The organism is Streptomyces sp. NPDC006923 (assembly GCF_040635655.1).
GTDB lineage: Bacteria > Actinomycetota > Actinomycetes > Streptomycetales > Streptomycetaceae > Streptomyces.
In genome coordinates this window covers 15,301-38,771 of record NZ_JBEYIF010000003.1, presented here as the reverse complement: position 1 = coordinate 38,771, position 23,471 = coordinate 15,301, and the positions used below count along the sequence as shown (strand labels likewise).

Genomic DNA, 23,471 nt, shown 5'->3' with positions numbered 1-23,471 from the left:
CGGCAGGCGCGCGGGCCTGCCGGGACGCGTCCCGGCAGGCCCGCGCGCCTGCCGGACCGCACTCTGTCCGTCTACTCCTGAGTGCCGGCCTCCGCCGCACCGGCCGTCTCCGGCGTGGCCGGCCCGGCCGCCGCCTGCTTGCGGTCCAGGATGTCCAGCGCGCGCCGCACAAGCGGATGCGTCCGGACCAGACCGGCCAGCGAGGTCGAACCACGAGCGATGTCCGCGAACGCGTTCCAGGCCGGACGCAGGCCCGTGATCGCGGCGTGCAGCAGGGCCGGACGGCGCTCGAAGATGGCGAGCATCCGCCGGCCGACGCCCATCTCCACACCGAGACCGGCCTTGATGGCGAAGGCGTAGTTCAGCGCCTGACGGCGGGCGTCCACGGCGTCGTGCGACTCCGAGATCCGTACCGCCCACTCCCCCGCGAGCCGCCCGGACCGCAGGGCGAAGGAGATGCCCTCCCTGGTCCAGGGCTCCAGCAGCCCGGCGGCGTCCCCGCACACCAGCACCCGGCCCCGCGACAGCGGTGAGTCCTCACTGCGGCACCGTGTGAGATGCCCGGACGACACGGAGGGCTCGAAGCCGGCGAGCCCGAGCCGCGCGATGAAGTCCTCCAGATACCGCTTGGTCGCCGCGCCCTCGCCGCGCGCCGAGATCACACCGACCGTGAGGGTGTCCCCCTTGGGAAACACCCAGCCGTAACTCCCGGGCAGCGGGCCCCAGTCGATCAGCACCCGTCCCGCCCAGTCCTCCGCCACCGTCGGCGGCACCGGGATCTCCGACTCAAGCCCCAGGTCCACCTGGTCGAGTTTGACCCCGACGTGGGCGCCTATCCGGCTGGCGCTGCCGTCCGCACCGACCACGGCCCGGGCCAGCACCGTCTCGCCGTTCGCGAGCACGACGGCCACCGTGCGGCGGTCGGGCACGGCGGGACCGTGCTGCTCCACGCGCGAGACCGTCGCGCCGGTACGGAGCACGGCGCCCGCCTTCTGCGCGTGTTCCACCAGACTCGCGTCGAACTCCGGGCGGTTGATGAGCCCGAAGAGCATGCGCTTGGAGCGGCGGGTGCGGGCGAGCTTCCCGTTCAGCGAGAAGGTCACCGCGTGCACGCGGTCCTTGAGCGGTAGCTCGAAGCCGGGAGGCAGCGAGTCCCGGGAAGGCCCGATGATTCCGCCCCCGCAGGTCTTGTAGCGGGGCAACTCGGCTTTCTCCAGCAGCAGCACCTGACGGCCCGCGACAGCCGCCGCGTATGCCGCGGAGGCTCCCGCCGGTCCTGCGCCGACCACGACGACATCCCACACCGGCTCGTCGTGCTCGCTTCCGGCGTCTGCGTTCTCGCTGCTCACGATGTGCTTCTGCTCCTGATCCGACCGGTGGTCCCTGTTGTCGAACGGCATCCTACGGCGCGGCCGGGACGACCCCGCTGTGGGAGGATCGACAATGCCTTCGACGTAAACCCACCAGGACAACGTCGCACCGACGAGGAGCGTGCCCATGACCGCGAACGCGATAGCCGAGACCGTGGCTTCCCTGATGCCCCGCGCACGGGCGGAGCTGACGGAACTGGTGGCGTTCCGGTCGGTGGCGGATCCGGCGCAGTTCCCCAAGAGCGAGTGCGAGGCCGCCGCCGCGTGGGTCGCCGAGGCGCTGCGCGCCGAGGGATTCCAGGATGTCGCGGTCCTGGAGGCCCCCGACGGCTCCCAGCCCGTGTACGGCCTGCTGCCCGGCCCCGAGGGCGCGCCCACAGTGCTGCTCTACGCCCACTACGACGTACAGCCGCCGCTGGACGAGGCCGCCTGGCAGACGCCGCCCTTCGAACTGACCGAGCGGGACGGCCGCTGGTACGGGCGGGGTGCGGCGGACTGCAAGGGCGGCTTCCTGATGCATCTGCTCGCCCTGCGCGCCCTCAAGGCGAACGGCGGTGTGCCGGTGAGCGTCAAGGTGATCGTCGAGGGTTCGGAGGAACAGGGCACCGGCGGTCTCGAGCGGTACGCCGAGGCGCATCCGGAGCTGCTGGCCGCCGACACCGTCGTCATCGGTGACACCGGGAACTTCCGGGTGGGGCTGCCGACGGTGACGGCCACCCTGCGCGGTATGACGATGGTGCGCGTGCGGGTCGACACCCTGGAGGGCAATCTGCACTCGGGCCAGTTCGGCGGTGCGGCGCCCGACGCGCTCGCCGCTCTCATCAGGATCCTGGACTCGCTGCGCGCCGAGGACGGTTCCACCACCGTGGACGGTCTGGCCGCCGAGGCCGACTGGACGGGACTCGACTACGCGGAGGCCGACTTCCGCAAGGACGCCAAGGTGCTCGACGGGGTCGCGCTGATCGGCCGGGGCTCGGTCGCGGACCGGATCTGGGCGCGTCCCGCCGTCACCGTGCTGGGCATCGACTGCCCGCCGGTGGTGGGTGCCACGCCGTCCGTGCAGGCGACCGCCGCGGCGCTGGTCAGTCTGCGGGTGCCGCCGGGCCAGGACGCCGTCGAGGCGACCCGGCTGCTGAGCACACACATCGAGAAGCACACGCCCTGGGGCGCGCGGATCACGGTGGAGCAGGTCGGCCAGGGCCAGCCGTTCCGCGCCGACACCTCCAGCCCGGCGTACACCGCGATGGCCGAGGCGATGCGCGTGGGTTATCCGGGCGAGGACATGCAGACGGCCGGCCAGGGCGGCTCCATCCCGTTCTGCAACACACTGGCCGCGCTCTATCCGGAGGCGGAGATCCTGCTGATCGGGCTGAGCGAGCCGGAGGCGCAGATCCACGCGGTGAACGAGAGCGTCTCGCCGGAGGAGTTGGAGCGCCTCTCGGTCACCGAGGCCCATTTCCTGCTCAACTACGCGCGGTCCCACCAGGGCTGAGCCGTCCCGCCGGTACATCGCTCAAGGACCCCGCCCGGCAGCCTCGTTGCGGCAGCCGGGCGGGTCCCGACGGACGGGGCCGGGCCGTTCAGCCGACCGGCACACCGTCCTCCAGATTGAGTACCGTCCCGCGCTCCCGGGCACGCAGGGCCCAGCGCAGCCGCTCGTAGCGGGCCCCGGGCAGCAGCCCCGCCGCCTCTTCCTCGCCGACGAACCGCCAGCCGCGCAGCTCCGGTCCCGGCAGCAGCAGCCGCCCCGCGGCCCGGGCGGACAGCCGGCCGCCGTCGAACAGCAGCCGCAGCCCGCCGTATCCCGGCGGCCGGGGCGGCTCCCAGTCCACGACCAGCAGCCTGGGCACATCGGTGAGTTCTATGCCTATCTCCTCGGCGACCTCGCGCATACCGGCGCGAGCGGGCGCCTCACCGGGCTCCACCACGCCGCCGGGGAACTCCCAGCCGGGCTTGTACGTGGGGTCGACGAGCAGCACCCGGTCCTGCTCGTCGAAGAGCAGCACTCCGGCCGCCAGGGTCTCGGCCGTGGGCTCGGGCGTCTGCACGATCTCGCGGACACCTGCCGCGCCGGTCCGTATCGCCGAGGCGAGCGACACGGCGGTCTCGCGCGCCGTGAGACCGGAGTTGTCGATCACATGGGCGTCGCCGGTGAGCCAGCCCAGCGCGGTCCGGTACGGCTCGATGTGCTCGTAACACCACTGGCGGGAGCGCTCGTTCGCCTCCGGGTCGCCCTCGACGGCCTCACGGGTCGCGATCCGTTTCCGCAGGATCGTTTCGTCTGTGACCAGCAGCACATGCCGGACCGGAATGCGCCGGGAGGCGAGCCCACCGAAGATCTCGTCGCGGTACTCCTGGCGCAGCAGGGTCATGGGGACGACGAGCGTTCCGCCCATTTCCGCCAGCAGCGCCGCCGCTGTGTCCACCACCAGCCGCCGCCAGATCGGCAGATCCTGGTAGTCGCTGACCTCGGCGAGCCGCTTCTGCGGCAGCAGCCGCGCCAGTTCGGCGCCGATCAGCTCGGGATCGTAGACGCTGCTGTTCGGGATCAGGTCGATCAGTTCGCGCGCGGTACTGGTCTTGCCCGCTCCGAACGCGCCGTTGATCCAGACGATCACGGTCCCCCCTTCCGTAGCCCCCAGTGGACTGCCCGCAACACCCTGCCCCGGAAACCCCTTACGGGATCAGAAGCGCCCGGCCGGCACCGCGCTGTGGCCGAGCTGTGGCCGGTTCGACGTCGTCTTGAGGCCGACAGCGGCGTCTTATGTACGAACCGATGTCCATACCGGGCCGTAACACATCCCCGAGGAACATCGTTGGAACCTGATGTGACAAGGGGGTGCCCAATGCGCCGGACGGTGCTGGAGAAGTTTCCCGCGGGAGGACCGCGCGGCAGTTGGCCCGCGGAGGAGTTCGCGCGGGCGCGGCGGGACGAGGGAACACCGGCCGAGGTGGTGATGGATCTCGACTCGGACCTGTTCCTGGTGGTCGTACCGCAGCAGGCGACAGACTCGCCCTAGGGCGTGTTGTGAAAGTCCCGCCCGGCCCACGCGGCGCCCGGCGGGCAGGCTTCCAGTTCCGCCGGATCAGCCGCGTACGTCCGGCCCGTCAGCGACGGTGCTCCTCCGCCGTGCGATCACCCGCACCGGCCGCCACAGGCCCCGCTCCGCGGGCGGACGGCGCCAGGTGCCGGACGGGACCCGGTCGCGACACAACCGGCCCGACACCTGCCTCCCCTTTTGCCGGACCAGCCGGGAACCGCCCGGCCCGCCATCGGTCCTCCGCTCTCGCGAGCGCGTACACCGCGCCGAGTTCCGGCCGCTCCGCCACCGAACGGACGCGGCCCCACGCCGGACCGGGTTTCAGGCATGCCCAGGAGCGACCCACAGCGTCACCTCCGGGGCCGCCGACCGAGCAACCGAGCACATGTCAATGAGTCCATGACGACCCAGGAGTCCGAAATGACCATAAATTTCCCCGTGTTAGCCATGCCGGCCCGAGCAGCCGCGCCCGGCGCGCCAGTTGAGGAGGCCCGGCGCCCTCGCGGCCGTCACCGGGGCCGTCTCACTCGCTTCCGGCAGTCCGCGCTGGTCCTCGCACTGGCCGGCCTCGCCGTCTGTCTGGGAGTCACTCCCGCCGCGGCCGACAGCGCCGCCTGCACCCACCACTTCTCCGGTCCCCAGATCTGTATCCGGCTGGAAGGCAGCGGCGGCCGGAACGCGGTCACCGGGATCTGGACCAATCCCCCGCCGCGCGCCGCGTTCCGTACGGTGTTCCTCTTCCGGGACGGAGAGCACGTCGACACGGCCCGGGCGACCCGCTCGGGCAGAACGCTCGCCCGCAGCTGGCCGCGCTGGGACACGGGAACGGGCGTCGAGCTGTGTGTGAAGTTCCGCGGCAGCAGGCGCACCGCCTGCCAGACGACCGGCTGACCCCGGCCGGCCAGGGGCACGGGCCGCCGGACCGGAGACCACGGGGTCCCGGCCCGGCCGCTCAGTCCGCCCGGCCGGTGGCCGCGCTCAGCCGCTCACCGTCGCCGCGGCCTCACCCCGGCCGGCCAGCGAGGCCGCGGCCGCCGCCGCGCCGACCAGGCCGGCGTCGGTACCGGTCAGCGCCGGGGCCACCGTGAGCTGCCGTACGAAGGAGAGCGTCGCGTAGTCCCGGAGCGACCGGCGCAGCGGGGCGAAGAGCACCTCGCCGGCGTTCGCCACTCCTCCGCCGATCACCGCGATGCCGATCTCGACCAGTGTGGCCGTCGCGGCGATCCCGGCGGCCAGCGCCTGCGCGGCCCGGTCGAAGGAGGCGATGGCGACCGGGTGGCCGGCCCGGGCGGCGGCGGCCACCGCGGCGGCCGAGGTGTCGCCGTCCGGTCCCGGCACCCAGCCGCCCTCCAGCGCCCGGCGCGCGATGTTGGGGCCGCTGGCGATCCGCTCCACACAGCCGCGGGCCCCGCACGGGCAGAGATCACCGTCCAGGTCCACGCTGATGTGTCCGATGTGCCCGGCGTTGCCGGTCGGCCCCGGGTGGAGCTTCCCGTTCAGGACGAGTCCGCCGCCGACGCCGGTGGAGACGACCATGCACAGCGCGTTGTCGTAGCCGCGCGCCGCGCCCTGCCAGTGCTCCGCGGCGGTCATGGCGACGCCGTCGCCGACCAGGGTCACCGGCAGCCCGCCGGTGGCCCGCCGTACGCGTTCCACCAGGGGGAAACCCCGCCATCCCGCGACATTGACCGGGCTGACCGTACCGGCGGAGGCGTCCACGGGACCGGCGCTGCCGATGCCGAGCACCGCGACCGACGCCCACAGGGGGGACGCCATCAGATCCGCCAGAACCTCCCCGACGGCCCGCATCACCGTCTCGCCGTCCTCCCGGGCGGGCGTCGGCCGCTGCGCCCGCACGAGGATCCTGCCGCCGCCGTCCACCAACGCGCCGGCGATCTTGGTGCCGCCGATGTCGAGGGCGGCAACGGGGTCGGTATGCATCGGTCTCGGATCTCCAGGGGACGAAGTACGCGCGCGGGCGCGGGACGGCTGAGAGGACCTGTGGCCTCGATGAACAGTCTCTATTCACCTGACAACGTTGTCCAGGGCCTATGCTCGTCGCCACAGCCCCGGATGGCAAACCCGGTGGCACCCCGCACGACGACAGGACAGCGCACTGTGGCCGACTCCCCCCGCCACCCCGAGCCCCGTTACGGCAACCGGCCCACCATGAAGGACGTGGCCGCGCGTGCCGGAGTGGGGCTCAAAACGGTTTCCCGTGTGGTCAACGGAGAACCGGGTGTCACCCCCGACACCGAGCGACGGGTGCAGGAGGCCATCGACGCGCTGGGCTTCCGCCGCAACGATTCGGCGCGGGTTCTGCGCAAGGGACGTACGGCCAGTATCGGACTGGTCCTGGAGGATCTGGCGGACCCTTTCTACGGTCCGCTGAACCGTGCCGTGGAAGAGGTGGCCCGCGCCCATGGCGCGCTGCTGATCAACGGCTCCAGCGCGGAGGACCCGGACCGCGAGCAGGAGCTGGTTCTCGCGCTCTGCGCGCGCCGGGTCGACGGGCTGATCGTGATCCCGGCCGGCGACGACCACCGCTATCTGGAGCCGGAGATCAAGGCGGGCGTCGCCACGGTCTTCGTGGACCGCCCCGCCGGACGGATCGACGCGGACGCGGTGCTCTCCGACAGCTTCGGCGGTGCCCGTTCGGGGACCGCCCATCTGATCGCGCACGGCCATCGCAGGATCGGCTTCGTCGGCGACCAGCCCCGGATCCACACGGCGAGCGAGCGGCTGCGCGGCTACCGCACCGCGATGGCGGACGCCGGTCTCGCCATCGACGACGACTGGGTCTCGCTGGGCACGACCGCGCCGGACCGCGTGCGCGAGGCCGTTGTCACCATGCTCGGCGCCGACGAGCCGGTGACGGCGATCTTCGCGGGCAACAACCGTGTGACGGTCACGGCGGTACGGGTGCTGGCGGCGCACGACCGGCCGGTCGCCCTGGTCGGCTTCGACGACATCGAGCTGGCCGATCTGCTGGAGCCCGGTCTCACGGTCATCGCGCAGGACGCCGCCACCCTGGGGCGTACGGCCGCGGAGCGGCTCTTCCAGCGCCTCGACGGTGCGGCGGGGCCCACCGCGCAGGTGGTGCTGCCGACGCGGCTGATCGCCCGGGGCTCCGGCGAGATCCCCCCGCCGGCGAACGGCTAGCGCGCGTCGCGGGCCGGGCGAGACTTTCGCCACAGGCTCTGGGACGCCCCGGGCCGTCAGCGCCCCGGGACCGCGAAGCTCTCCAGATCGGCGCGGGTCAGGCCGGTGAGCCGGGTCACCTCACCGGTGTCGAGAGCGCCGCAGTCCAGCCCGCGCAGCAGATAACCGCTGAGCGCCCGCGCGGTGGCCGGCTCGTCCAGCACGGCGCCGCCCGCCCTGGCGGCATACGCGGCCAGCCGGGCCGCGGCCGGCTCCAGACCCTCGCGGTAGAAGGCGTACACCGCCGCGTAACGCGTGGGCAGATGGCCCGGGTGCATGTCCCAGCCCTGGTAGTAGGCGCGGGCCAGCGCCCGCCGGGTGAGGCCGTAGTGCAGCCGCCACGCGTCGTGGACCTGGGCGGTCGTGCCGACCGGGAGGACATTGGTGGAGCCGTCGCAGACCCGGACACCGGTCCCGGCGGCGGCGACCTGCATCACGGCCTTGGCGTAGTCGGCGGCCGGATGGTCGCTGGACTGATAGGCGGCGCTGACGCCGACACAGGCGCTGTAGTCGAAGGTGCCGTAGTGCAGCCCGGTGGCCCGCCCCCCGGCCGCGTCGATCATCCGGGCCACGGTCGCGGTGCCGTCCGCGGCGAGGATGGACTGGCTGGTCTCGATCTGGATCTCGAAGCCGATCCGCCCCGGCTCCAGACCGTGCGCCTTCTCGAACTCCTCGGCCAGCCGCACCATCGCGGTGACCTGTTCGGCATAGGTGACCTTGGGCAGAGTCAGGACCAGTCCGGCGGGCAGCCCGCCCGCCGCCATCAGCCCGCTCAGGAAGATGTCGAGGGTCCTGATGCCCCGGTCGCGTACGGCGGCCTCCAGGCACTTCATCCGGATGCCGGTGTACGGGGCGGCGGTGCCGTTCTCGTACGCCTCGTGGACCAGGCGGGCGGCGCGCGCGGCGTCCTCGTCCTCCTCGGCGCCGGACCGTGGGCCGTAGCCGTCCTCGAAGTCGATCCGCAGGTCCTCGACGGGCTCACTCGCCAGCTTGGCCCGGACACGCTCGTGGACGGGTCCGGCCAGCTCGCCGGGAAGGCCCAGGACACGGGCGAACGAGGCGGCGTCCGGGGCGTGTTCGTCCAGTGCGTCGAGCGCCCGGTCGCCCCAGGAACGGATGGTGTCCCCGGCGAAGTCGTCGCCGGGCACATAGACGGTGTGCACGGGCCGGCGCGTACCGGGATCGCCGGGATAGCGGCGGGCGAGCTCCGCGTCGACCGGTGCGAGCGAGGCGCCGACCGCCTCGACGACGCTGCCCGCGAGGCTCGTGACCACCTTCTCCTGCCGCCCCATGCCCCGGCCTCCCGCTCGCCTTTTCCGCTCTACGGAATCAACAATCCGTTGAACCTAATGCGCGCTCTCGATCCGCGTCAATGGTGCCCCGCGGCGGCCGGGAGCGGCGGGATCCGGGCCGGGTACGGCGCGGGGCCGCGCGGTGGTCCACCGCGCGGCCCCGGGCCCGTACGGCCTCCGGCTCAGCCCTTGCGGGCCTTGACCTCTTCGGTGAGCTGCGGGACGACCTCAAACAGGTCGCCGACCACGCCGTAGTCGACCAGGTCGAAGATCGGGGCCTCGGAGTCCTTGTTGACAGCGACGATCGTCTTGGACGTCTGCATACCGGCACGGTGCTGGATGGCGCCGGAGATGCCGGAGGCGATGTAGAGCTGCGGAGAGACCGACTTGCCGGTCTGGCCGACCTGGTTGGAGTGCGGGTACCAGCCGGCGTCGACCGCCGCGCGCGAGGCGCCGACGGCGGCGCCGAGCGAGTCGGCCAGGGCCTCGATGATCGCGAAGTTCTCGGAGCCGTTGACACCGCGGCCGCCGGAGACCACGATCGCGGCCTCGGTCAGCTCGGGGCGTCCCGTCGACTCGCGGGGGGTACGCGAGACGACCTTCGTGCCGGTGGACTTCTCACCGAAGGTCACGGACAGCGCCTCGACGGTGCCGGCGGCCGGAGCGGCCTCGACCGGCGCCGAGTTCGGCTTCACGGTGATGACCGGGGTGCCCTTGGAAACACGGGACTTGGTGGTGAACGCGGCGGCGAAGACCGACTGCGTGGCGACCGGGCCCTCGTCACCGGCCTCCAGGTCGACGGCGTCGGTGATGATGCCGGAGCCGATACGGACCGCCAGGCGGGCCGCGATCTCCTTGGCCTCGGCGGAGGACGGGAGAAGCACGGCGGCCGGTGTGACGGCGTCGTAGGCGGCCTGCAGCGCGTCGACCTTGGGCACGACGAGATAGTCGGCGAACTCGGGGGCGTCGGCGGTGAGGACCTTCACCGCGCCGTGCTCGGCGAGCGTGGCGGCGGTGGCCTCGGTGCCGGCGCCGAGCGCGACGGCGACCGGCTCGCCGATACGGCGGGCCAGGGTCAGCAGCTCCAGGGTGGGCTTGCGGACGGCACCGTCCACGTGGTCGACATAGACGAGAACTTCAGCCATGGGTGGGTCTCCTGCGAATGCGAAGTGTCCGGGGGCGGTGGGGGCGGTGGCCCGGGCTCGGACGAGCCTCCGGCACACCGGGCGGGGTCAGATGAACTTCTGCTCCGCGAGGAAGGCCGCGAGCTGCTTGCCGCCCTCGCCCTCGTCCTTGACGATCGTGCCTGCCGTACGGGCCGGGCGCTGCGCGGCCGAGTCCACCGCGGTCCAGGAGCCACCGAGACCGACCTCGTCGGCGTCGATCTCCAGGTCCTCCAGGTCCAGGGACTGCACCGGCTTCTTCTTGGCGGCCATGATGCCCTTGAAGGACGGGTAGCGCGCCTCGCCCGACTGGTCCGTCACGGAGACGACGGCCGGCAGGGAAGCCTCGAGCTGCTCGCTCGCGGAGTCGCCGTCGCGGCGGCCCCTGACGGTGCCGTCCTCGACGGAGACCTCGGAGAGCAGGGTGACCTGCGGGACGCCGAGGCGCTCGGCGAGGATCGCGGGCAGCACGCCCATCGTGCCGTCGGTGGAGGCCATACCGCAGATCACCAGGTCGTAGCCGGTCTTCTCGATGGCCTTGGCGAGCACCAGCGAGGTGCCGAGGACATCGGTGCCGTGCAGATCGTCGTCCTCGACATGGACGGCCTTGTCCGCGCCCATGGAGAGCGCCTTGCGCAGCGCGTCCTTGGCGTCCTCGGGGCCGACGGTCAGCACGGTGATCTCCGCGTCGTCCGCCTCACCGGCGATCTGAAGCGCCTGCTCCACCGCGTACTCGTCGAGCTCCGACAGCAGGCCGTCGACGTCGTCCCGGTCGACGGTCAGGTCATCGGCGAAGTGCCGGTCGCCGGTGGCGTCGGGCACGTACTTCACACAGACAACGATCCTCAGGCTCACGCCGGCTCTCCTACTGCGTCGTCATTTCTGGGCTGCCTTGATGCACGCAGCATAGGCGCCCCGCGGGGCGGTTTCCGGTCCGGAAGACCGGCGCACCGGAGTAAATATTACTCGCCAGTACATCCAGAGCGTGCCCGCTGAGCAAGCGCTTCGAACTGTGACCTTGCCAACGCGGGACAGACGCGGAAGAGGGGAACTCTCAGTCGCGCAGAGCGTTGAAGCGTCCCTGGTGGTAGAGGAGCGGCCGGCCGGGCCCGGCGGGGTCGCCGACGACGGCCTGGGCGATCAGGATGCGATGGTCGCCGGCCGGGACACGGGCGACGACACGGCAGACCAGCCAGGCCAGTACGCCGTCGAGCACGGGGACGCCCTCGGGTCCGGTCCGCCAGGCGGTCGGCGGCGCGAAGCGGTCCGCGCCGCTGCGCGCGAAGGTGGCGGCCAGCTCCTCCTGGTGCTCCCCGAGTATGTGCACGCCCACATGGCCGGCCTCGGAGAGGACCGGCCAGCTCGACGACGAGGTGCCCACGCCGAACGAGATCAGCGGAGGTTCGGCCGCGACCGAGTTGAGTGAGGTGGCGGTGAAGCCGACCGGGTGCTCACCCTGGGCCGTGACCACCGCGACACCTGCCGCGTGCTTGCGGAACACGGACCGGAGCAGGTCGGCGGAGGCCAGCTCAGGAGTGCCGAGACCGGGCGTCGCCGTCATCGATGAGGTCCTTCCGCGAGGGGAACGTACAGGTCCGTGGCCGCTCAGACACCGGGACAGCGCGCGCTCGCGTGACGGGCCAGGTCGATATGGGCCCGCCCGTGCAGAAGGAGTTCCTGAGGCATCTCGTCAGAGTGACGACGCGACGGGGGAACAGTCAAGTGCATGTCTCACACCGCCTCGCCGAGCGCCGCGATCACATCCACCTTGCGCGGCTGGCCCGCCGCTCTGCGCACAACACGGCCCGCCGCGTCCAGCACCAGCACCGTGGGGGTCTTGAGGATGCCCAGCTCCCGCACCAGCTCAAGCCGCTGCTCGGCGTCGAGCTCCACATGGGAGACGCCTTCGACCATGTCCGCCACCTCGGCGAGGGTGCGCCTGGTCGCCCGGCAGGGCGCGCAGAACGCGCTGGAGAACTGGACGAGCGTGGCCCGTTCACCGAGTTCGGCGCCCAGCTCCGCCACGCCGAGCCGTCTCTCGCCGTCGTCCCGCCGCACCTTCAGCCTCCCGTCGACGCGGCGGCGCAGCAGACCGAAGACACCGGCCGCCGCCAGGACCGCCGCGCACACCACCACTCCTGTAGTCGTCATCCCCGGGTGCAGCGTTCACAGAACCGCAAAATATTCCGGGGCCGGGGCCGGCCCGTGCCGGGAGATGCTGGTGCCATGAACATCGACATCAGAGGTCCGCGCTTCGGTGCGGCCGTGACCAGCGTCGTCCTGGCCCTCGTGCTCATCACCGGCAGTGCCGCGCTGCTCGCGTGGCAGGCGCTGTGTTTCGCGGTGGGCGCGGTGGCGGGTGTGCGGCGTTCGCCGTACGGCTGGCTCTTCCGTACCGCCATACGCCCGCGCATCGGGCCGGCGGTGGAGTTCGAGCCGGCGGCTCCGCCGCGCTTCGCCCAGGCCGTCGGGCTGGTCTTCGCGCTGGCCGGGCTGGCCGGCTATCTGTGGGGGCCGGGCTGGCTGGGGCTCGCCGCCACCGGCTGCGCGCTGGCCGCGGCCTTCCTCAACGCGGCCTTCAATTACTGCCTCGGCTGCGAGCTGTATCCGTTGTTCCTGCGTGCCACGGCCGGGGCGCGCTGACGTAACGTGATGAGAATCTCGCCATACGCGCAGACCAGGACTGGCCACAGGGCCGCGTATGGGGCAACATCGGCGCAACGCCGAAAACCTACGGCTGCGTAACTTCCGACGGGAGAACCCTCCCCGGAACAGAAGGGTCCTCACCAGATGGCAGAGCTCGTCTATCGGCCGGTCATCGGCGCCGCCCGCACGATGTTCAAGGCGCTGGACCTGAAGATCGACACGCAGGGTTCCGAACACATCCCGCGCACCGGTGGCGCCGTGCTCGTGAGCAACCACATAAGCTATCTGGACTTCATCTTCACGGGACTCACGGCCCTTCCCCAGAAGCGCCTGGTGCGCTTCATGGCGAAGGAGTCGGTCTTCCGGCACAGGATCTCCGGACCGCTCATGCGCGGTATGAAGCACATCCCGGTGGACCGCAAGCAGGGCGAGCAGGCGTACGCACACGCCCTGGAGTCCTTGCGGTCCGGCGAGATCATCGGGGTCTTCCCCGAGGCGACCATCTCGCCGTCGTTCACGCTCAAGAGCTTCAAGTCGGGCGCGGCCCGGCTGGCCCAGGAGGCCGGGGTGCCGTTGATCCCGATGGCCCTCTGGGGCACCCAGCGGCTGTGGACCAAGGGGCGCCCCCGCAACTTCAGGCGCAGCCACATCCCGGTGACCATCCGGGTGGGCGAGCGGCTGGACGCGCCCGCCGACCAGTTCGCGGGCGCGATCACCCGGCGGCTGCGTGAGCGGGTGCAGGAGCTGCTGGAGGCGGCGCAGCGCGCCTATCCGGTGCGTCCCAGGGACGCGAACGACACCTGGTGGGTGCCGGCGCATCTCGGAGGCACCGCTCCCACGGCGGCCGAGGTCCGCGCGGCGGAGACCGGCTGAAACGTCCCTCCGCCGGCCGGTGCCCGCAGACGGCCGGCCGGCGGTCGCGCTCCGTGCCCCGGACGGGGCCTACCGCGCGGGGCGGACGGTGACGCGCGCTCCGGGGCTCAGTTTCTCCAGCGACTCGGCGAGTTCGGCGCCCGCGGCGTCGAGTTCGCCGAGTGTCATGGGTGCGAGGCGTTCCAGCAGGAAGACCGCGTTCACCGATTCCCCGGTGAGCCGGGTGCGCACGCCCTGGCGCCAGTTCCAGCGGCGGCAGGTGACGCCTTCGTCGTCGCACCAGACCACCTCGCCCGGCTCCGGGTGTTCCACGGCCGCCTCGCCCCCGGCGACGGTCGGGAACGGCTCGTCGCCGGTGGCCCGTACGAGCCGCATCCCGCCCGCGATCCGGTCGGTGTCCTCGCCGCCGACGGGGATCAGACGGGCGACGCTGATGGCGTTGTAGATGTCGACGAGCAGGTTGATACGCGGCAGTCCCCCGTCGGACAGCGCGCGCTTGGCCAGGGCCTCCGCCGAGTTGCGGGTACGGGACGGCTTGGCGCCGAAGGCGGTGTACACGGCACGCCAGGCGGCCATGTGCGGGTCCTCGTGCGGCGCGCGTCCGTCCAGACGCGCGGCGAGCCGGCGCACCGCGTCGTCCAGCAGGGCCGAACTGCCCGCGTTGCTGGGCCCGTTCAGCAGGCCCCGGGCCTCGACGGCGAGATGGGTGAAGCCGGGTGCGAGGGCGCGTACCTCGTCCGACACGGTGAGCGTCAGGGTCATCGTCTGCCTTGTTCTCGGGGCCGCCCCGATCCCGGAGCGCCCCGTTCTCGGGAGGGAGCGGGCCGGCCGGTCCTGATGACGGCCGGGCCGGCCGCATACCTGTGTGTGCGTGGGCCCGAGGCTACGCGGCCATCTCTTCCTTGAGCGCCAGCACAAAGGCGTCGACGTCGTCCTCGGTCGTGTCGTACGAGCACATCCAGCGGACGTCGCCGGCCCGTTCGTCCCAGAAGTAGAACCGGAAGCGCTTCTGGAGGCGGACACCCACCTCGTGCGGGAGCCGCGCGAAGACGGCGTTGGCCTGGACGGGGTGGAGGATCCGCACGCCGTCCACCGCGCGCACGCCCTCCGCGAGGCGCTGGGCCATGGCGTTGCTGTGCCGGGCGTTGCGCAGCCACAGATCGCCCGCCAGCAACGCCTCCAGTTGCACCGAGACGAAGCGCATCTTGGACGCCAGTTGCATGGACAGCTTGCGCAGATGCTTCATGGCCCGTACGGCGTCCGGGTTGAGGACGACGACGGCCTCGCCGAAGAGCATGCCGTTCTTGGTGCCTCCGTAGGAGAGGACGTCCACACCGACGGCGTTGGTGAAGGTGCGCATCGGGACGTCCAGCGACGCGGCGGCGTTGGCTATCCGGGCGCCGTCGAGGTGGACCTTCATGCCCCGCTCGTGGGCGTGCCGGCAGATGGCCCGGATCTCGTCGGGTGTGTAGACCGTGCCCAGTTCGGTGTTCTGGGTGATCGACACGACCTGGGGCATGGCCCGGTGCTCGTCGTCCCAGCCGTAGGCCTGCCGGTCGATCAGCTCGGGTGTCAGTTTGCCGTCCGGTGTGGGGACGGTCAGCAGCTTGAGGCCGCCGACCCGCTCGGGGGCGCCGCCCTCGTCGCTGTTGATGTGCGCGGTCTCGGCGCAGATGACCGCGCCCCAGCGTTCGGTCAGCGCCTGGAGGGCCACGACATTGGCGCCGGTGCCGTTGAAGACGGGGAACGCCTCCGCCGTGGGACCGAAGTGGCTGTGCATGATCCGCTGGAGGTGACTGGTGTAGTCGTCCTCCCCGTAGGAGATCTGATGACCGCCGTTGGCGATCGCGAGCGCCGCGAGGATCTCGGGGTGGGCTCCCGCGTAATTGTCGCTGGCGAAGCCGCGTACCTCGGGGTCGTGGTGCCGGCGCGCGTCCGTCGTACGGGACGTCACGGCTCGGGGGTCAGCCACAGGCGGTTTCCATTCACTTCCCTGGCGGGCCGGTCCCAGACTCCGGCGATGGCCTCGGCCAGGTCCGTGACGTCTGTGAAGCCCGCGAACTTCGCGTTCGGGCGCTCGGCGCGCATCGCGTCGTGCACCAGTGCCTTGACGACCAGGATGGCAGCCGCGGCGCGGGGGCCTTCCTCGCCCCCCGCCTCGCGGAACGCGTCGGCGAGCGCCAGCGTCCAGGCCTCGGCGGCGGCCTTGGCAGCGGCGTAGGCGGCGTTGCCCGCGGTGGGCTTGGTCGCACCGGCCGCGCTGATCAGCAGGAATCGGCCGCGGTCGCCGCGCAGCAGTCCTTCGTGGAAGGCGAGGGAGGTGTGCTGGACCGTACGGATCAGCAGCTTCTCCAGCACGTCCCAGTCGGCCAGGCCGGTCTCGGTGAAGCCCGGGCCGCCGCGCCAGCCGCCGACGAGATGGACCAGCCCGTCGATCCGGCCGAACTCCTTCTCGGTCCTGTCCGCCCAGGCACGGGTGGCCGCGAGGTCGAGCAGATCGACGGTGTCGCCGGTGACGGTGGCCCCGCCGTGGGCGTGTCGGGCGGCGTCGACGGATTCGGCGAGCCGCCCGGCGTCCGCGTCCGCGGCGACGACCGTCGCGCCGGCCTCGGCCAGCCGCAGCACGGCGGCCCGCCCCGCCGGGCCGCCCGCTCCGGCGACGGCGACCACCGCGCCGTCGAGCGGGCCGTTCTCGCCGCTGTTCGCGTTCATGTCCGCTACCTCCCGCTGCACGGGTTCACGCTGCCGCTCGGCCGGTGATGCCCTTGGTTGACGCGACAACGCCCTTGAGCTTTTTGGCGAGCGCCTCGTAGAACATGCTGAGCGGGAATTCGTCCGGGAGCACGTCGTCGACCAGTTTACGAGGCGGCTGGGTGAGGTCGAGGGCGTCGGGGCCCTTGGCCCAGCGCGATCCGGGGTGCGGTGCGAGATAGGTCGACACCAGGTCGTACGCGGCGAACCAGTGGACCAGCTTGGGGCGGTCGATACCGGCCCGGTAGAGGTCCTCGATCTCCGCGCAGAGCTGGTTGGTGACCTGCGGGGCGCGCTCCCAGTCGATGTGCAGCGTGTTGTCCGTCCAGCGCACCACGTCGTGCCGGTGGAGGTAGGCGAACAGGAGCTGGCCGCCGAGGCCGTCGTAGTTGCGCACCCGCTCGCCGGTGACCGGGAAGCGGAACATCCGGTCGAAGAGCACCGCGTACTGGACGTCACGGCCCTGCGTGACGCCGTCGGCCTCCAGCCGGACGGCCTCGCGGAACGCGGTGAGGTCGCAGCGCAGCTCTTCGAGTCCGTACATCCAGAACGGCTGGCGCTGCTTGATCATGAACGGGTCGAAGGGCAGGTCGCCATGGCTGTGGGTGCGGTCGTGGACCATGTCCCAGAGCACAAAGGCCTGCTGGCAGCGGTCCTGGTCCCCGACCAGTTCGCGGATGTCGTCGGGCAGCCGTACGCCGAGGGTCCGGACGGCCGCGTCGGTGACCCGGCGGAAGCGGGCGGCCTCACGGTCACAGAAGATCCCGCCCCAGCTGAACCGTTCGGGGGCCTCGCGGACCGAGATGGTCTCCGGGAAGAACACCGCGGAGTTGGTGTCGTAGCCCGCCGTGAAGTCCTCGAAGGTGATGCCGCAGAAGAGGGGATTGTCGTAGCGCGTGCGCTCCAGCTCGGCGAGCCACTCGGGCCAGACCATGCGCAGGACGACCGCTTCCAGATTGCGGTCCGGGTTGCCGTTCTGCGTGTACATGGGGAAGACGGCGAGATGCTGGCGGCCGTCGGCCCGGTCCGCGGCGGGCCGGAAGGCGAGCAGCGAGTCCAGGAAGTCGGGGACACCGAAGCCGCCGTCGGCCCACTTGCGGAGGTCCGCGGCGAGCGCCGCGTGGTACGCGGCGTCGTGCGGGAGGAGCGGAGAGAGCTGTCCCACGGCGGTGATCACACGGCCGGCGGTCTCCTCGGCGGCGGCGCGGGACGGGGCGCCCTCGGCGTCGAAGTCGATCGAGCCGTCCTTGGACTGCCAGGGGCGGATCTCCTCGACGGCACGCTTGAGCACGGGCCAGGCCGGGTGCTCGACCACCCGGGCGGTACCGGCTATGCCCGTTGAAGCGGCGCCCTGCGCAAGAATTTCCGTCATGTCACTTCCTCCACCGAAGAACTTGGCGCGATCCATCGAGCCGGGGGGCCGTCGAGCCGTAAAGACACCGTATAGGCCCCTCGTTCTCCTCTACAACAGGAGGCATGGCAAATTATCCTGCCCACCTTCATGGTCACCGCTGTTTTTCCTGTGATGATGCGACTGGACAAACGCATCCACCGGAAGCGCCCCCTGGTCCTCGGGCTCTCCCCCGCGCGACCGGGCCATGCCGCCGCGACACGGCGTGACGGTGCGGACCTTGCGGAAGGCTTACCGGGCTGTCACCGTGCCGACGCGGCACGGCGCGCGAGGCGCCGTCGGAGGAAGCGAGCGAATCTTGAGTTTCCAGATCATCGGTCATCGTGGAGTGATGGGCGCCGAGCCGGAGAACACCCTGCGGTCCTTCGCGCACGCCGAGCGGGCCGGCATGGACGCCATCGAGCTGGATCTGCATCTGAGCAAGGACGGCGCGCTCGTCGTGATGCATGACACCGAGGTGGACCGCACGACGGACGGCACGGGCCCGATCGCCGGGCAGACCCTGGCGGAGCTGCGGGAGCTCGACGCGGGCAAGGGCGAGCGGATCCCGGTCTTCGACGAGGTACTGGACGCCGTGCGGTCGCCGCTCCAGGCCGAGATCAAGGACACGGCGGCGGCGCGCGCGCTGGCCGAGGTCATGCACGCGCGCGGGCTCACCGGACGGGTCGAGGTGTCCTCGTTCCACGACGAGGCGGTCGCCGAGATCGGCGCGCTGGTGCCCGGCGTGCGCACGGTGCTGATCGCGAGCCGCTGGGGCACGGACGTGGTGGACCGGGCCACGGCGGTGGGCGCCGCCACGCTGGCGCTGAACATCCGCAGGCTGACCCTGGAGGTCGTCGAGCGGGCACACGCCGAGGGCCTGCGGGTCATCGGCTGGGTGGTGAACACCGAGGATCAGCTCCAGCTCGCCCGCGCGTTCCGGCTCGACGGGGTCACCACCGACTTCCCGGAGATCCGGCGCGCGGGCAGGGCCACCGCGTGACCCCGGCCGCGGCGAGAGCGTGACGGGGCTCGCGCCGGCCCTACACCAGCGGTTTGACCAGCAGCTCGAACTTCAGGTCGTCCCGCTGCGGGATGCCGAAGCGCTCGTCGCCGTACGGGAAGGGAAGCAGCTTTCCCGTACGGCGGTAGCCGCGCCGCTCGTACCACGCGATCAGGTCCTCACGCGCGGTGATCACGGTCATCTGCATCTTGCAGACGCCCCAGGTCTCGCACGCGATGCGCTCGGCAGCGGCGATGACGCGCCGCCCGAGGCCCGCGCCCTGCAATGCGGGCAGCACGGCGAACATGCCGAAGTAGGCGGCCTCACCGCGGTGTTCGATATGACAGCAGGCGACCAGTTCGCCGTCCTGTTCGACGGCCAGCAGCCGGTTGCCGGGCGACTGGATCACTTCGAGCACCGCCTGCGGGTCGGTCCGCTGCCCCTCCAGGATGTCCGCCTCGGTGGTCCACCCCGCACGGCTGCTCTCCCCCCGGTAGGCCGACTCTATGAGGGCGACGAGCGCCTCGGCATCGGCCGCCGTGGCGTCCCGGTAGCTGAGTTCGCCGGTCTGGCGCGAGGCAGTGTCCATCGTGCGCGGTCTCCACATCCTGGCTGGTGGCTTGGAACGCCCGCAGCCTAACGCGGGCGTCCCGGCCCGGACAGGGCGGTGGACACCGAGGTGCGGAAGCCCCCCGGTGACCACCGCCTCAGCCGCTCAGCCCCCGGCCGGCGGGGCGAAGTGCGCGGTCACCGTGAGGTCCTCCGTGATCTTCAGAGTGACCTCGGGTTCCCGGGAGATCTCCTCGCCGTCGACGGTCCAGTTCAGGAACCGCCGCCCCGCCGCCGGAACCGCCGTGGCGGTGACGCTGCTTCCGGCCTCGTAGCGCCCCGGCTCCGACTCGTTGCCGCTGAGCCGTACCGTGCCCCCTCCCGCCGGGTCCGCCTCCGCGCGCACCGTACGCTGCGCCATGTTGATGGCCATGATGTTGAACAGCCTCGCCGTCCCGCTGCTGGTGGCGCCGTTGTAGCGCGAGACGTTGACGGCGGTGACGGCGGTGACGGCGGTGGCATCGCCGCCGTCGGCCTTCACCGTGAAGCCGTCGCTGCCCAGATTGTCGGTGCCCAGGTTGAAGGCACGCACATCTCCCGAGGTGACGACGAGACCGTGGTGGAAGCCGTAGGCGAAGGCGTTGAACACCGTGAGCCGGCTCGCCCCGTCGACGGTCACGATCTGCGCCTGCTCGCGCATCGGGTCGTCGATGACCTGCGGGAAGATGTCGCTCTCCAGCACCCAGCCGGGCAGCGCGTAGCCGACCCTGCTGACGGCGTTGCCGTTGTTCAGCACACCTTCGATCCGGCCGCGGTCGCTCCTGCCGACGCTGATCGCCCGGTTGAAGACCGCGCCGGCCAGCTTGCGCACGACGAACCGGTCATTGCGGTGGGTGGCCATGTCGATGCCGTTCCACGCGTTGGGCAGACCGATGTCGATGGTGTACGTACCGGTGCCGTTGCCGCGCACGGCGTACGGATAGGGCACAGGACCTGCGGCCTCGTCGGCCGCGGGGTTGTTCTCCGGGTAGAAGACCCGCAGCCCGCGCACCCCCGCGTTCCCGCCGTCCAGGGTGATCAGCGCGGTGGCCGTGTCGGGGCGCGGTGTGTTCCGGCCCTCGTACGCCATCAGGACCGTGCCGCCGCTCGCACCGTTGAGATCGCGGTTGGGCACGGCGGAGGCGCCGCGCAGTTCGACACCGGCGGGCACCCGGAGGTGGCCGTCGACCCGGTACCAGCCCGCCGGCAGGTAGACCGTCCCGCCGCCGTCCCGGCCGGCCCGGTCGAGGGCCCGCTGGATGCGCGCGGTCGCGTCCCGCGTGGGCATGCCGCCGTGCGCGGCCGGCGCCTCGAAAGGCGCCCTCGTCACGTCGTAGAGCGCGGCCCTGGCCGGCTTCGGCAGCGCCGACCGCTCGTAGCGCGGCACCGTCCCGGACATCCGGTGGACGATGCCGGAGACCGCGCCGGTGAGCCTGGTGTCGGTGACCTTCACATACGCCGGGGACGCGTTGCGCACGGCCGCCTCGCTGCCCTCCAGGGTGCTCGCCGCGAAGGAGAGACCCCAGCGGGCGTCGAAGCTCTCGGCGTCGACGGCGACATCGGTACGGCGGATGTCGGCCTGGAGGAAGCTGCCGGTGAACGCGGCACGCTGGCCGGGCACGATACGGATGCCGGTCCGGTAGTCGGCGGCCTTGATCTTGTAGAACTGGTCCCACTCCAGGTCGCCGAGGACGAATCCGGTGCCATGGGCACGGGTCCAGGCGTCGAGGGCGGCGCGCTTCGGCGGGTGGTAGGCGGCGGGCGCGTCGGCCCAGTAGCCGTTGTCGAGGGTGATGTTCTCCCAGGTACCGACGTCGGCGCCGTTGTAGGCGCGGAAGCCCTCGGAGAGCACGGTGCCCTTGATGTCGCGCAGCGATGTCGACTCGTGGACCTGTCCGGCGCTGGGTGCGAGGCCCTGGTCGTTGGGCATCGTGCTGATGCCCACACCGCGGTAGGAGTTGAGCATGGTCACCTCGGCGACGGTGGCCATCATGTAGTTCTCGTTGCCGATCCACGCGTCGCCCGGGATCTCGAAGGTGGAGTTGTACGGCACCGGGTCGGTCGCGTTCTGGCGCGGATAGTAGGTGGTGAGTCCCATGACTCCCGCGCTGCCGCCGATGCGGAAGAGGACGGGTCCGTCGGCGCCGGGCGGCAGATCGGCGGAGACGACCGTGCCGTAACTCCCGTTGCCCCGGTCGGGATCGCGGCGGTCGCCGCGCAGTGTGCAGAACGAGTGGACCTCCACGGTGCGGGTGACCCGGTAGGTGCCGGAGGGCAGCCAGACGGTGCCGCCGCCCGCGTCGTAGCAGTCGTAGAGGGCCTGCTGGATGGCTTCGGTGGAGTCCTTGACGCCCCTGGGGTCGGCGCCGGCGTAGTCCCGGATGTCGAAGTCGGCCACGACGGGCGACTCGACCGGGTTGACGGTCCTGATCAGCCGGGGCTCGGGGCGGACGGTGCGCTGCTCGCGCGCCTCCAGTTCGCCGACCGTGACGCTCTTGGTGCCCGGCGCGTAGCCGGAGACCGTCAGCCGGATGTAGCGGACGTCCTGGCCCGCGAAGGCGGTACGGACCGTCCTTCCGCCGCTGCCGCCGTGGTGGCCCACCGTCCGGTAGTCCGTACCGTCGCGGGAGACCTGGACGGTGTAGTCGGGCGAGTATCCGGCGCCCCAGGTGACCCGCACCTCGTTGATCCCGGTGACCTTGCCCAGGTCGGCCCTGAGCCACTCGCCGGCGCCGCCCGAGCCGCTGGTCCAGCCGTTGCCCGCGTCGCCGTCGGTCGCCGCCCGCGGCGATCCGCCCGGGGCGGTGCTGCTGGCGGTGGCCTCGGCGCCCCGGGCCAGGTTGGTGCTGACGGCCGAGCCGCGGAAGGTCCGCAGCGCCTCGTCGAGTGTGCGCAGGGCCGCCTTGAGCCGCGCCTCGGTGGTGTCCCCGGCGTCGGCGGTGCGCCGCGCGGCCTCGATGGCGGCGGCCAGGGTGTCCTTGGCGCCGGCCGGGTACTGGCCGTCCCTGTCGCCCTCGCGCGCGGCGGTGTGGACGCGCCGGGCGTCCGAGATGAGCAGCTCAAGGCCCTCGGTGGGCTTGAGTTCGGCCGGGATGACGGTGATCCGGACGGCGGCGACCTTCAGTTCCACGGCCGAGTCGGCGGTGTGCAGCCGGAAGTCGGCGCCGTTCGACCGGTTGGTCATCAGGGCGTCGTCGAGCGCGAAGGTGTGGGTCTTCCAGGTCCTGGTGTCGCCGTGGGTGAAGACCTCGGAGGGCTTGAACATGTCGATGATGCGGTCGCCGGGCGAGTCGTAGTGCAGGCCGAAGGCGCCGTTGCCCTCGTCGAAGTAGTCGACGCTGACCAGCACGGTGTCGGTGGTGGCGTAGAGGAAGGTGTCGGAGACGTTCATGTAGAAGAAGCCGAGGCCGGGCGGCGGCGCGGTGCGGTCCGTCCCCCAGAAGCCGCGGCCGTCCCGCTCGCCCGTGACCGGCCCCGTGGAGCCGTCGCCCGCTCGCGGTGTGATGCCGTCCGGGCGCACGGCGGTGCCGAGGGTGACGGACGCGCCGGGTGTGCCGACGCGGACCGCGGCGACGGTGATGTCCCGGGCCGCTTCGCCGTCGGTCCCGCTGAGCCGGAGCGCGCCGGCTTTCGCGTCGGCGACGGAGAGGTCGAAGGTGCTGGTCTTCCATCCGCCGGTGCCGGTGAAGGCGACCCTGGCGGGTGCCGCGCCGCCCGCGGACGTCAGGACGAGGGCGCCCGTACCGCTGTCCCGGTAGGTGACGCTGAAGACGGCGGACGGCGAGGCGATCCCGGCGAGGTAGTCGTCGTCGAGGTCGAAGTCCAGATGGCCGGTGCCGGCCGCGGTGTCGGTCCCCCAGTACGTCCTGCCGTCGAGTTCACCGGTGACCAGACCTGACGGGTCGTCACCGGCCGTCGGTGTGACGCCCAGTGTCCTCGGCGTGGGGCCGAGGTCGGCGCCGATTCCGTGCGGATACATGCCGGCGGCCGCGGCGCGGGGAGCGGCGGTCGCCGCGCCCGGCGCGAGCAGCGCGGCGATCAGGAGCAGTAAGAGGGGCAGCCGAAGACGGAATCTCTTCCGCACGGATCTCTGACGGGACATGACGACCTCCGGGGTCGGTGGACAGTGGCGCGGCCGGCGGCAGGAGTCCGC

At 71.8% G+C, this 23,471-nt stretch carries 21 protein-coding genes; 7 read left to right on the top strand and 14 right to left on the bottom strand.

The features are described 5' to 3' along the window. Window positions 1–71 precede the first annotated feature (71 nt). Window positions 72–1,349: a geranylgeranyl reductase family protein gene (locus ABZ707_RS06105; RefSeq protein WP_360168564.1), complete on the bottom strand. Its 1,278-nt coding sequence runs from the start codon at window positions 1,347–1,349 to the stop codon at window positions 72–74. 148 nt (window positions 1,350–1,497) lie between these two features. Here ABZ707_RS06105 and ABZ707_RS06100 point away from each other — a divergent pair, with 148 nt between their 5' ends. Next, complete coding sequence (locus tag ABZ707_RS06100) at window positions 1,498–2,862, top strand: dipeptidase (RefSeq protein ID WP_360168561.1); 1,365 nt, start codon at window positions 1,498–1,500, stop codon at window positions 2,860–2,862. Window positions 2,863–2,950: 88 nt separating this feature from the next. Here the strand turns inward: ABZ707_RS06100 and ABZ707_RS06095 are convergent, their stop codons facing one another. Beyond that, the gene (locus ABZ707_RS06095; protein WP_360168558.1) at window positions 2,951–3,988 is read right to left on the bottom strand and encodes an NUDIX domain-containing protein; all 1,038 of its coding nucleotides are present in this window, start codon (window positions 3,986–3,988) and stop codon (window positions 2,951–2,953) included. A gap of 228 nt (window positions 3,989–4,216) precedes the next feature. On the opposite strand from ABZ707_RS06095, the gene ABZ707_RS06090 reads away from it, so the two are divergent. Together ABZ707_RS06090 and ABZ707_RS06085 are read left to right on the top strand one after the other, a co-directional pair. Beyond that, complete coding sequence (locus ABZ707_RS06090; RefSeq protein ID WP_319682645.1) at window positions 4,217–4,390, top strand: hypothetical protein; 174 nt, start codon at window positions 4,217–4,219, stop codon at window positions 4,388–4,390. 468 nt (window positions 4,391–4,858) lie between these two features. Beyond that, a complete protein-coding gene (locus ABZ707_RS06085; RefSeq protein WP_360168555.1) occupies window positions 4,859–5,302 on the top strand; it encodes a hypothetical protein in 444 nt (147 codons plus the stop codon). An 87-nt stretch (window positions 5,303–5,389) separates the two neighbouring features. Here the strand turns inward: ABZ707_RS06085 and ABZ707_RS06080 are convergent, their stop codons facing one another. Beyond that, window positions 5,390–6,352, bottom strand: a complete 963-nt coding sequence (locus ABZ707_RS06080; protein ID WP_360168552.1) for an ROK family protein — start codon at window positions 6,350–6,352, stop codon at window positions 5,390–5,392. A gap of 177 nt (window positions 6,353–6,529) precedes the next feature. Here ABZ707_RS06080 and ABZ707_RS06075 point away from each other — a divergent pair, with 177 nt between their 5' ends. Further along, window positions 6,530–7,573: a LacI family DNA-binding transcriptional regulator gene (locus tag ABZ707_RS06075; RefSeq protein WP_360168549.1), complete on the top strand. Its 1,044-nt coding sequence runs from the start codon at window positions 6,530–6,532 to the stop codon at window positions 7,571–7,573. Window positions 7,574–7,629: 56 nt separating this feature from the next. On the opposite strand, the gene ABZ707_RS06070 is transcribed toward ABZ707_RS06075, so the two are convergent. The 5 genes from ABZ707_RS06070 to ABZ707_RS06050 all read right to left on the bottom strand — a co-directional run bounded on the left by ABZ707_RS06070 (window position 7,630) and on the right by ABZ707_RS06050 (window position 12,218). After that, entirely contained in the window at window positions 7,630–8,904 is a 1,275-nt protein-coding gene (locus ABZ707_RS06070) for an aldolase/citrate lyase family protein (RefSeq protein ID WP_360168546.1), read from the bottom strand. Window positions 8,905–9,086: 182 nt separating this feature from the next. Next, complete coding sequence (locus ABZ707_RS06065; RefSeq protein ID WP_360168543.1) at window positions 9,087–10,049, bottom strand: electron transfer flavoprotein subunit alpha/FixB family protein; 963 nt, start codon at window positions 10,047–10,049, stop codon at window positions 9,087–9,089. Window positions 10,050–10,136: 87 nt separating this feature from the next. Continuing rightward, window positions 10,137–10,922, bottom strand: coding sequence for an electron transfer flavoprotein subunit beta/FixA family protein (locus ABZ707_RS06060; RefSeq protein ID WP_360168540.1), 786 nt, complete (start codon window positions 10,920–10,922; stop codon window positions 10,137–10,139). Window positions 10,923–11,121: 199 nt separating this feature from the next. Continuing rightward, window positions 11,122–11,628 carry a flavin reductase family protein gene (locus ABZ707_RS06055; protein ID WP_360168537.1) on the bottom strand — a complete coding sequence of 169 codons (507 nt, stop codon included), beginning with the start codon at window positions 11,626–11,628 and terminating at the stop codon, window positions 11,122–11,124. Window positions 11,629–11,798: 170 nt separating this feature from the next. Next, on the bottom strand, window positions 11,799–12,218 hold the full coding sequence (locus ABZ707_RS06050; RefSeq protein ID WP_360168534.1) for a thioredoxin family protein: 420 nt from the start codon (window positions 12,216–12,218) through the stop codon (window positions 11,799–11,801). Between the two features lie 75 nt (window positions 12,219–12,293). On the opposite strand from ABZ707_RS06050, the gene ABZ707_RS06045 reads away from it, so the two are divergent. Both ABZ707_RS06045 and ABZ707_RS06040 read left to right on the top strand, forming a co-directional pair. Next, entirely contained in the window at window positions 12,294–12,710 is a 417-nt protein-coding gene (locus ABZ707_RS06045) for a DUF4395 domain-containing protein (RefSeq protein ID WP_360168531.1), read from the top strand. Between the two features lie 147 nt (window positions 12,711–12,857). Further along, complete coding sequence (locus tag ABZ707_RS06040) at window positions 12,858–13,586, top strand: lysophospholipid acyltransferase family protein (RefSeq protein ID WP_360168528.1); 729 nt, start codon at window positions 12,858–12,860, stop codon at window positions 13,584–13,586. Window positions 13,587–13,655: 69 nt separating this feature from the next. Here the strand turns inward: ABZ707_RS06040 and ABZ707_RS06035 are convergent, their stop codons facing one another. The 4 genes from ABZ707_RS06035 to ABZ707_RS06020 form a co-directional block, all read right to left on the bottom strand. Then, entirely contained in the window at window positions 13,656–14,348 is a 693-nt protein-coding gene (locus ABZ707_RS06035) for a phenylalanine--tRNA ligase beta subunit-related protein (protein WP_360168525.1), read from the bottom strand. Between the two features lie 121 nt (window positions 14,349–14,469). Further along, entirely contained in the window at window positions 14,470–15,540 is a 1,071-nt protein-coding gene (locus ABZ707_RS06030; protein WP_360169853.1) for a low specificity L-threonine aldolase, read from the bottom strand. Further along, window positions 15,537–16,298: an SDR family NAD(P)-dependent oxidoreductase gene (locus ABZ707_RS06025; protein WP_360168522.1), complete on the bottom strand. Its 762-nt coding sequence runs from the start codon at window positions 16,296–16,298 to the stop codon at window positions 15,537–15,539. The genes ABZ707_RS06030 and ABZ707_RS06025 overlap by 4 nt, the downstream gene beginning before the upstream one ends. Before the next feature lie 25 nt (window positions 16,299–16,323). Continuing rightward, entirely contained in the window at window positions 16,324–17,709 is a 1,386-nt protein-coding gene (locus ABZ707_RS06020; protein WP_360168519.1) for a DUF6421 family protein, read from the bottom strand. A 370-nt stretch (window positions 17,710–18,079) separates the two neighbouring features. On the opposite strand from ABZ707_RS06020, the gene ABZ707_RS06015 reads away from it, so the two are divergent. Then, the gene (locus ABZ707_RS06015; RefSeq protein ID WP_360169850.1) at window positions 18,080–18,730 is read left to right on the top strand and encodes a glycerophosphodiester phosphodiesterase family protein; all 651 of its coding nucleotides are present in this window, start codon (window positions 18,080–18,082) and stop codon (window positions 18,728–18,730) included. Window positions 18,731–18,770: 40 nt separating this feature from the next. Here the strand turns inward: ABZ707_RS06015 and ABZ707_RS06010 are convergent, their stop codons facing one another. Then, window positions 18,771–19,319 (bottom strand): GNAT family N-acetyltransferase, encoded by a 549-nt coding sequence (locus ABZ707_RS06010; protein WP_360168516.1) that lies wholly within the window; start codon window positions 19,317–19,319, stop codon window positions 18,771–18,773. 126 nt (window positions 19,320–19,445) lie between these two features. Beyond that, window positions 19,446–23,420, bottom strand: a complete 3,975-nt coding sequence (locus ABZ707_RS06005) for a glycosyl hydrolase family 28-related protein (protein ID WP_360168513.1) — start codon at window positions 23,418–23,420, stop codon at window positions 19,446–19,448. Window positions 23,421–23,471 lie beyond the last annotated feature (51 nt).

What these genes read in the sequence shown, in the direction of transcription:
- ABZ707_RS06065 (WP_360168543.1), bottom strand. Translation starts at nt 10,049, where the DNA reads ATGGCTGAAGTTCTCGTCTATGTCGACCACGTGGACGGTGCCGTCCGC.
- ABZ707_RS06085 (WP_360168555.1), top strand. Translation starts at nt 4,859, where the DNA reads ATGCCGGCCCGAGCAGCCGCGCCCGGCGCGCCAGTTGAGGAGGCCCGG.
- ABZ707_RS06040 (WP_360168528.1), top strand. Translation starts at nt 12,858, where the DNA reads ATGGCAGAGCTCGTCTATCGGCCGGTCATCGGCGCCGCCCGCACGATG.
- ABZ707_RS06020 (WP_360168519.1), bottom strand. Translation starts at nt 17,709, where the DNA reads ATGACGGAAATTCTTGCGCAGGGCGCCGCTTCAACGGGCATAGCCGGT.
- ABZ707_RS06035 (WP_360168525.1), bottom strand. Translation starts at nt 14,348, where the DNA reads ATGACCCTGACGCTCACCGTGTCGGACGAGGTACGCGCCCTCGCACCC.
- ABZ707_RS06100 (WP_360168561.1), top strand. Translation starts at nt 1,498, where the DNA reads ATGACCGCGAACGCGATAGCCGAGACCGTGGCTTCCCTGATGCCCCGC.
- ABZ707_RS06080 (WP_360168552.1), bottom strand. Translation starts at nt 6,352, where the DNA reads ATGCATACCGACCCCGTTGCCGCCCTCGACATCGGCGGCACCAAGATC.
- ABZ707_RS06005 (WP_360168513.1), bottom strand. Translation starts at nt 23,420, where the DNA reads ATGTCCCGTCAGAGATCCGTGCGGAAGAGATTCCGTCTTCGGCTGCCC.
- ABZ707_RS06010 (WP_360168516.1), bottom strand. Translation starts at nt 19,319, where the DNA reads ATGGACACTGCCTCGCGCCAGACCGGCGAACTCAGCTACCGGGACGCC.
- ABZ707_RS06070 (WP_360168546.1), bottom strand. Translation starts at nt 8,904, where the DNA reads ATGGGGCGGCAGGAGAAGGTGGTCACGAGCCTCGCGGGCAGCGTCGTC.
- ABZ707_RS06015 (WP_360169850.1), top strand. Translation starts at nt 18,080, where the DNA reads ATGGGCGCCGAGCCGGAGAACACCCTGCGGTCCTTCGCGCACGCCGAG.
- ABZ707_RS06090 (WP_319682645.1), top strand. Translation starts at nt 4,217, where the DNA reads ATGCGCCGGACGGTGCTGGAGAAGTTTCCCGCGGGAGGACCGCGCGGC.
- ABZ707_RS06050 (WP_360168534.1), bottom strand. Translation starts at nt 12,218, where the DNA reads ATGACGACTACAGGAGTGGTGGTGTGCGCGGCGGTCCTGGCGGCGGCC.
- ABZ707_RS06045 (WP_360168531.1), top strand. Translation starts at nt 12,294, where the DNA reads ATGAACATCGACATCAGAGGTCCGCGCTTCGGTGCGGCCGTGACCAGC.
- ABZ707_RS06025 (WP_360168522.1), bottom strand. Translation starts at nt 16,298, where the DNA reads ATGAACGCGAACAGCGGCGAGAACGGCCCGCTCGACGGCGCGGTGGTC.
- ABZ707_RS06055 (WP_360168537.1), bottom strand. Translation starts at nt 11,628, where the DNA reads ATGACGGCGACGCCCGGTCTCGGCACTCCTGAGCTGGCCTCCGCCGAC.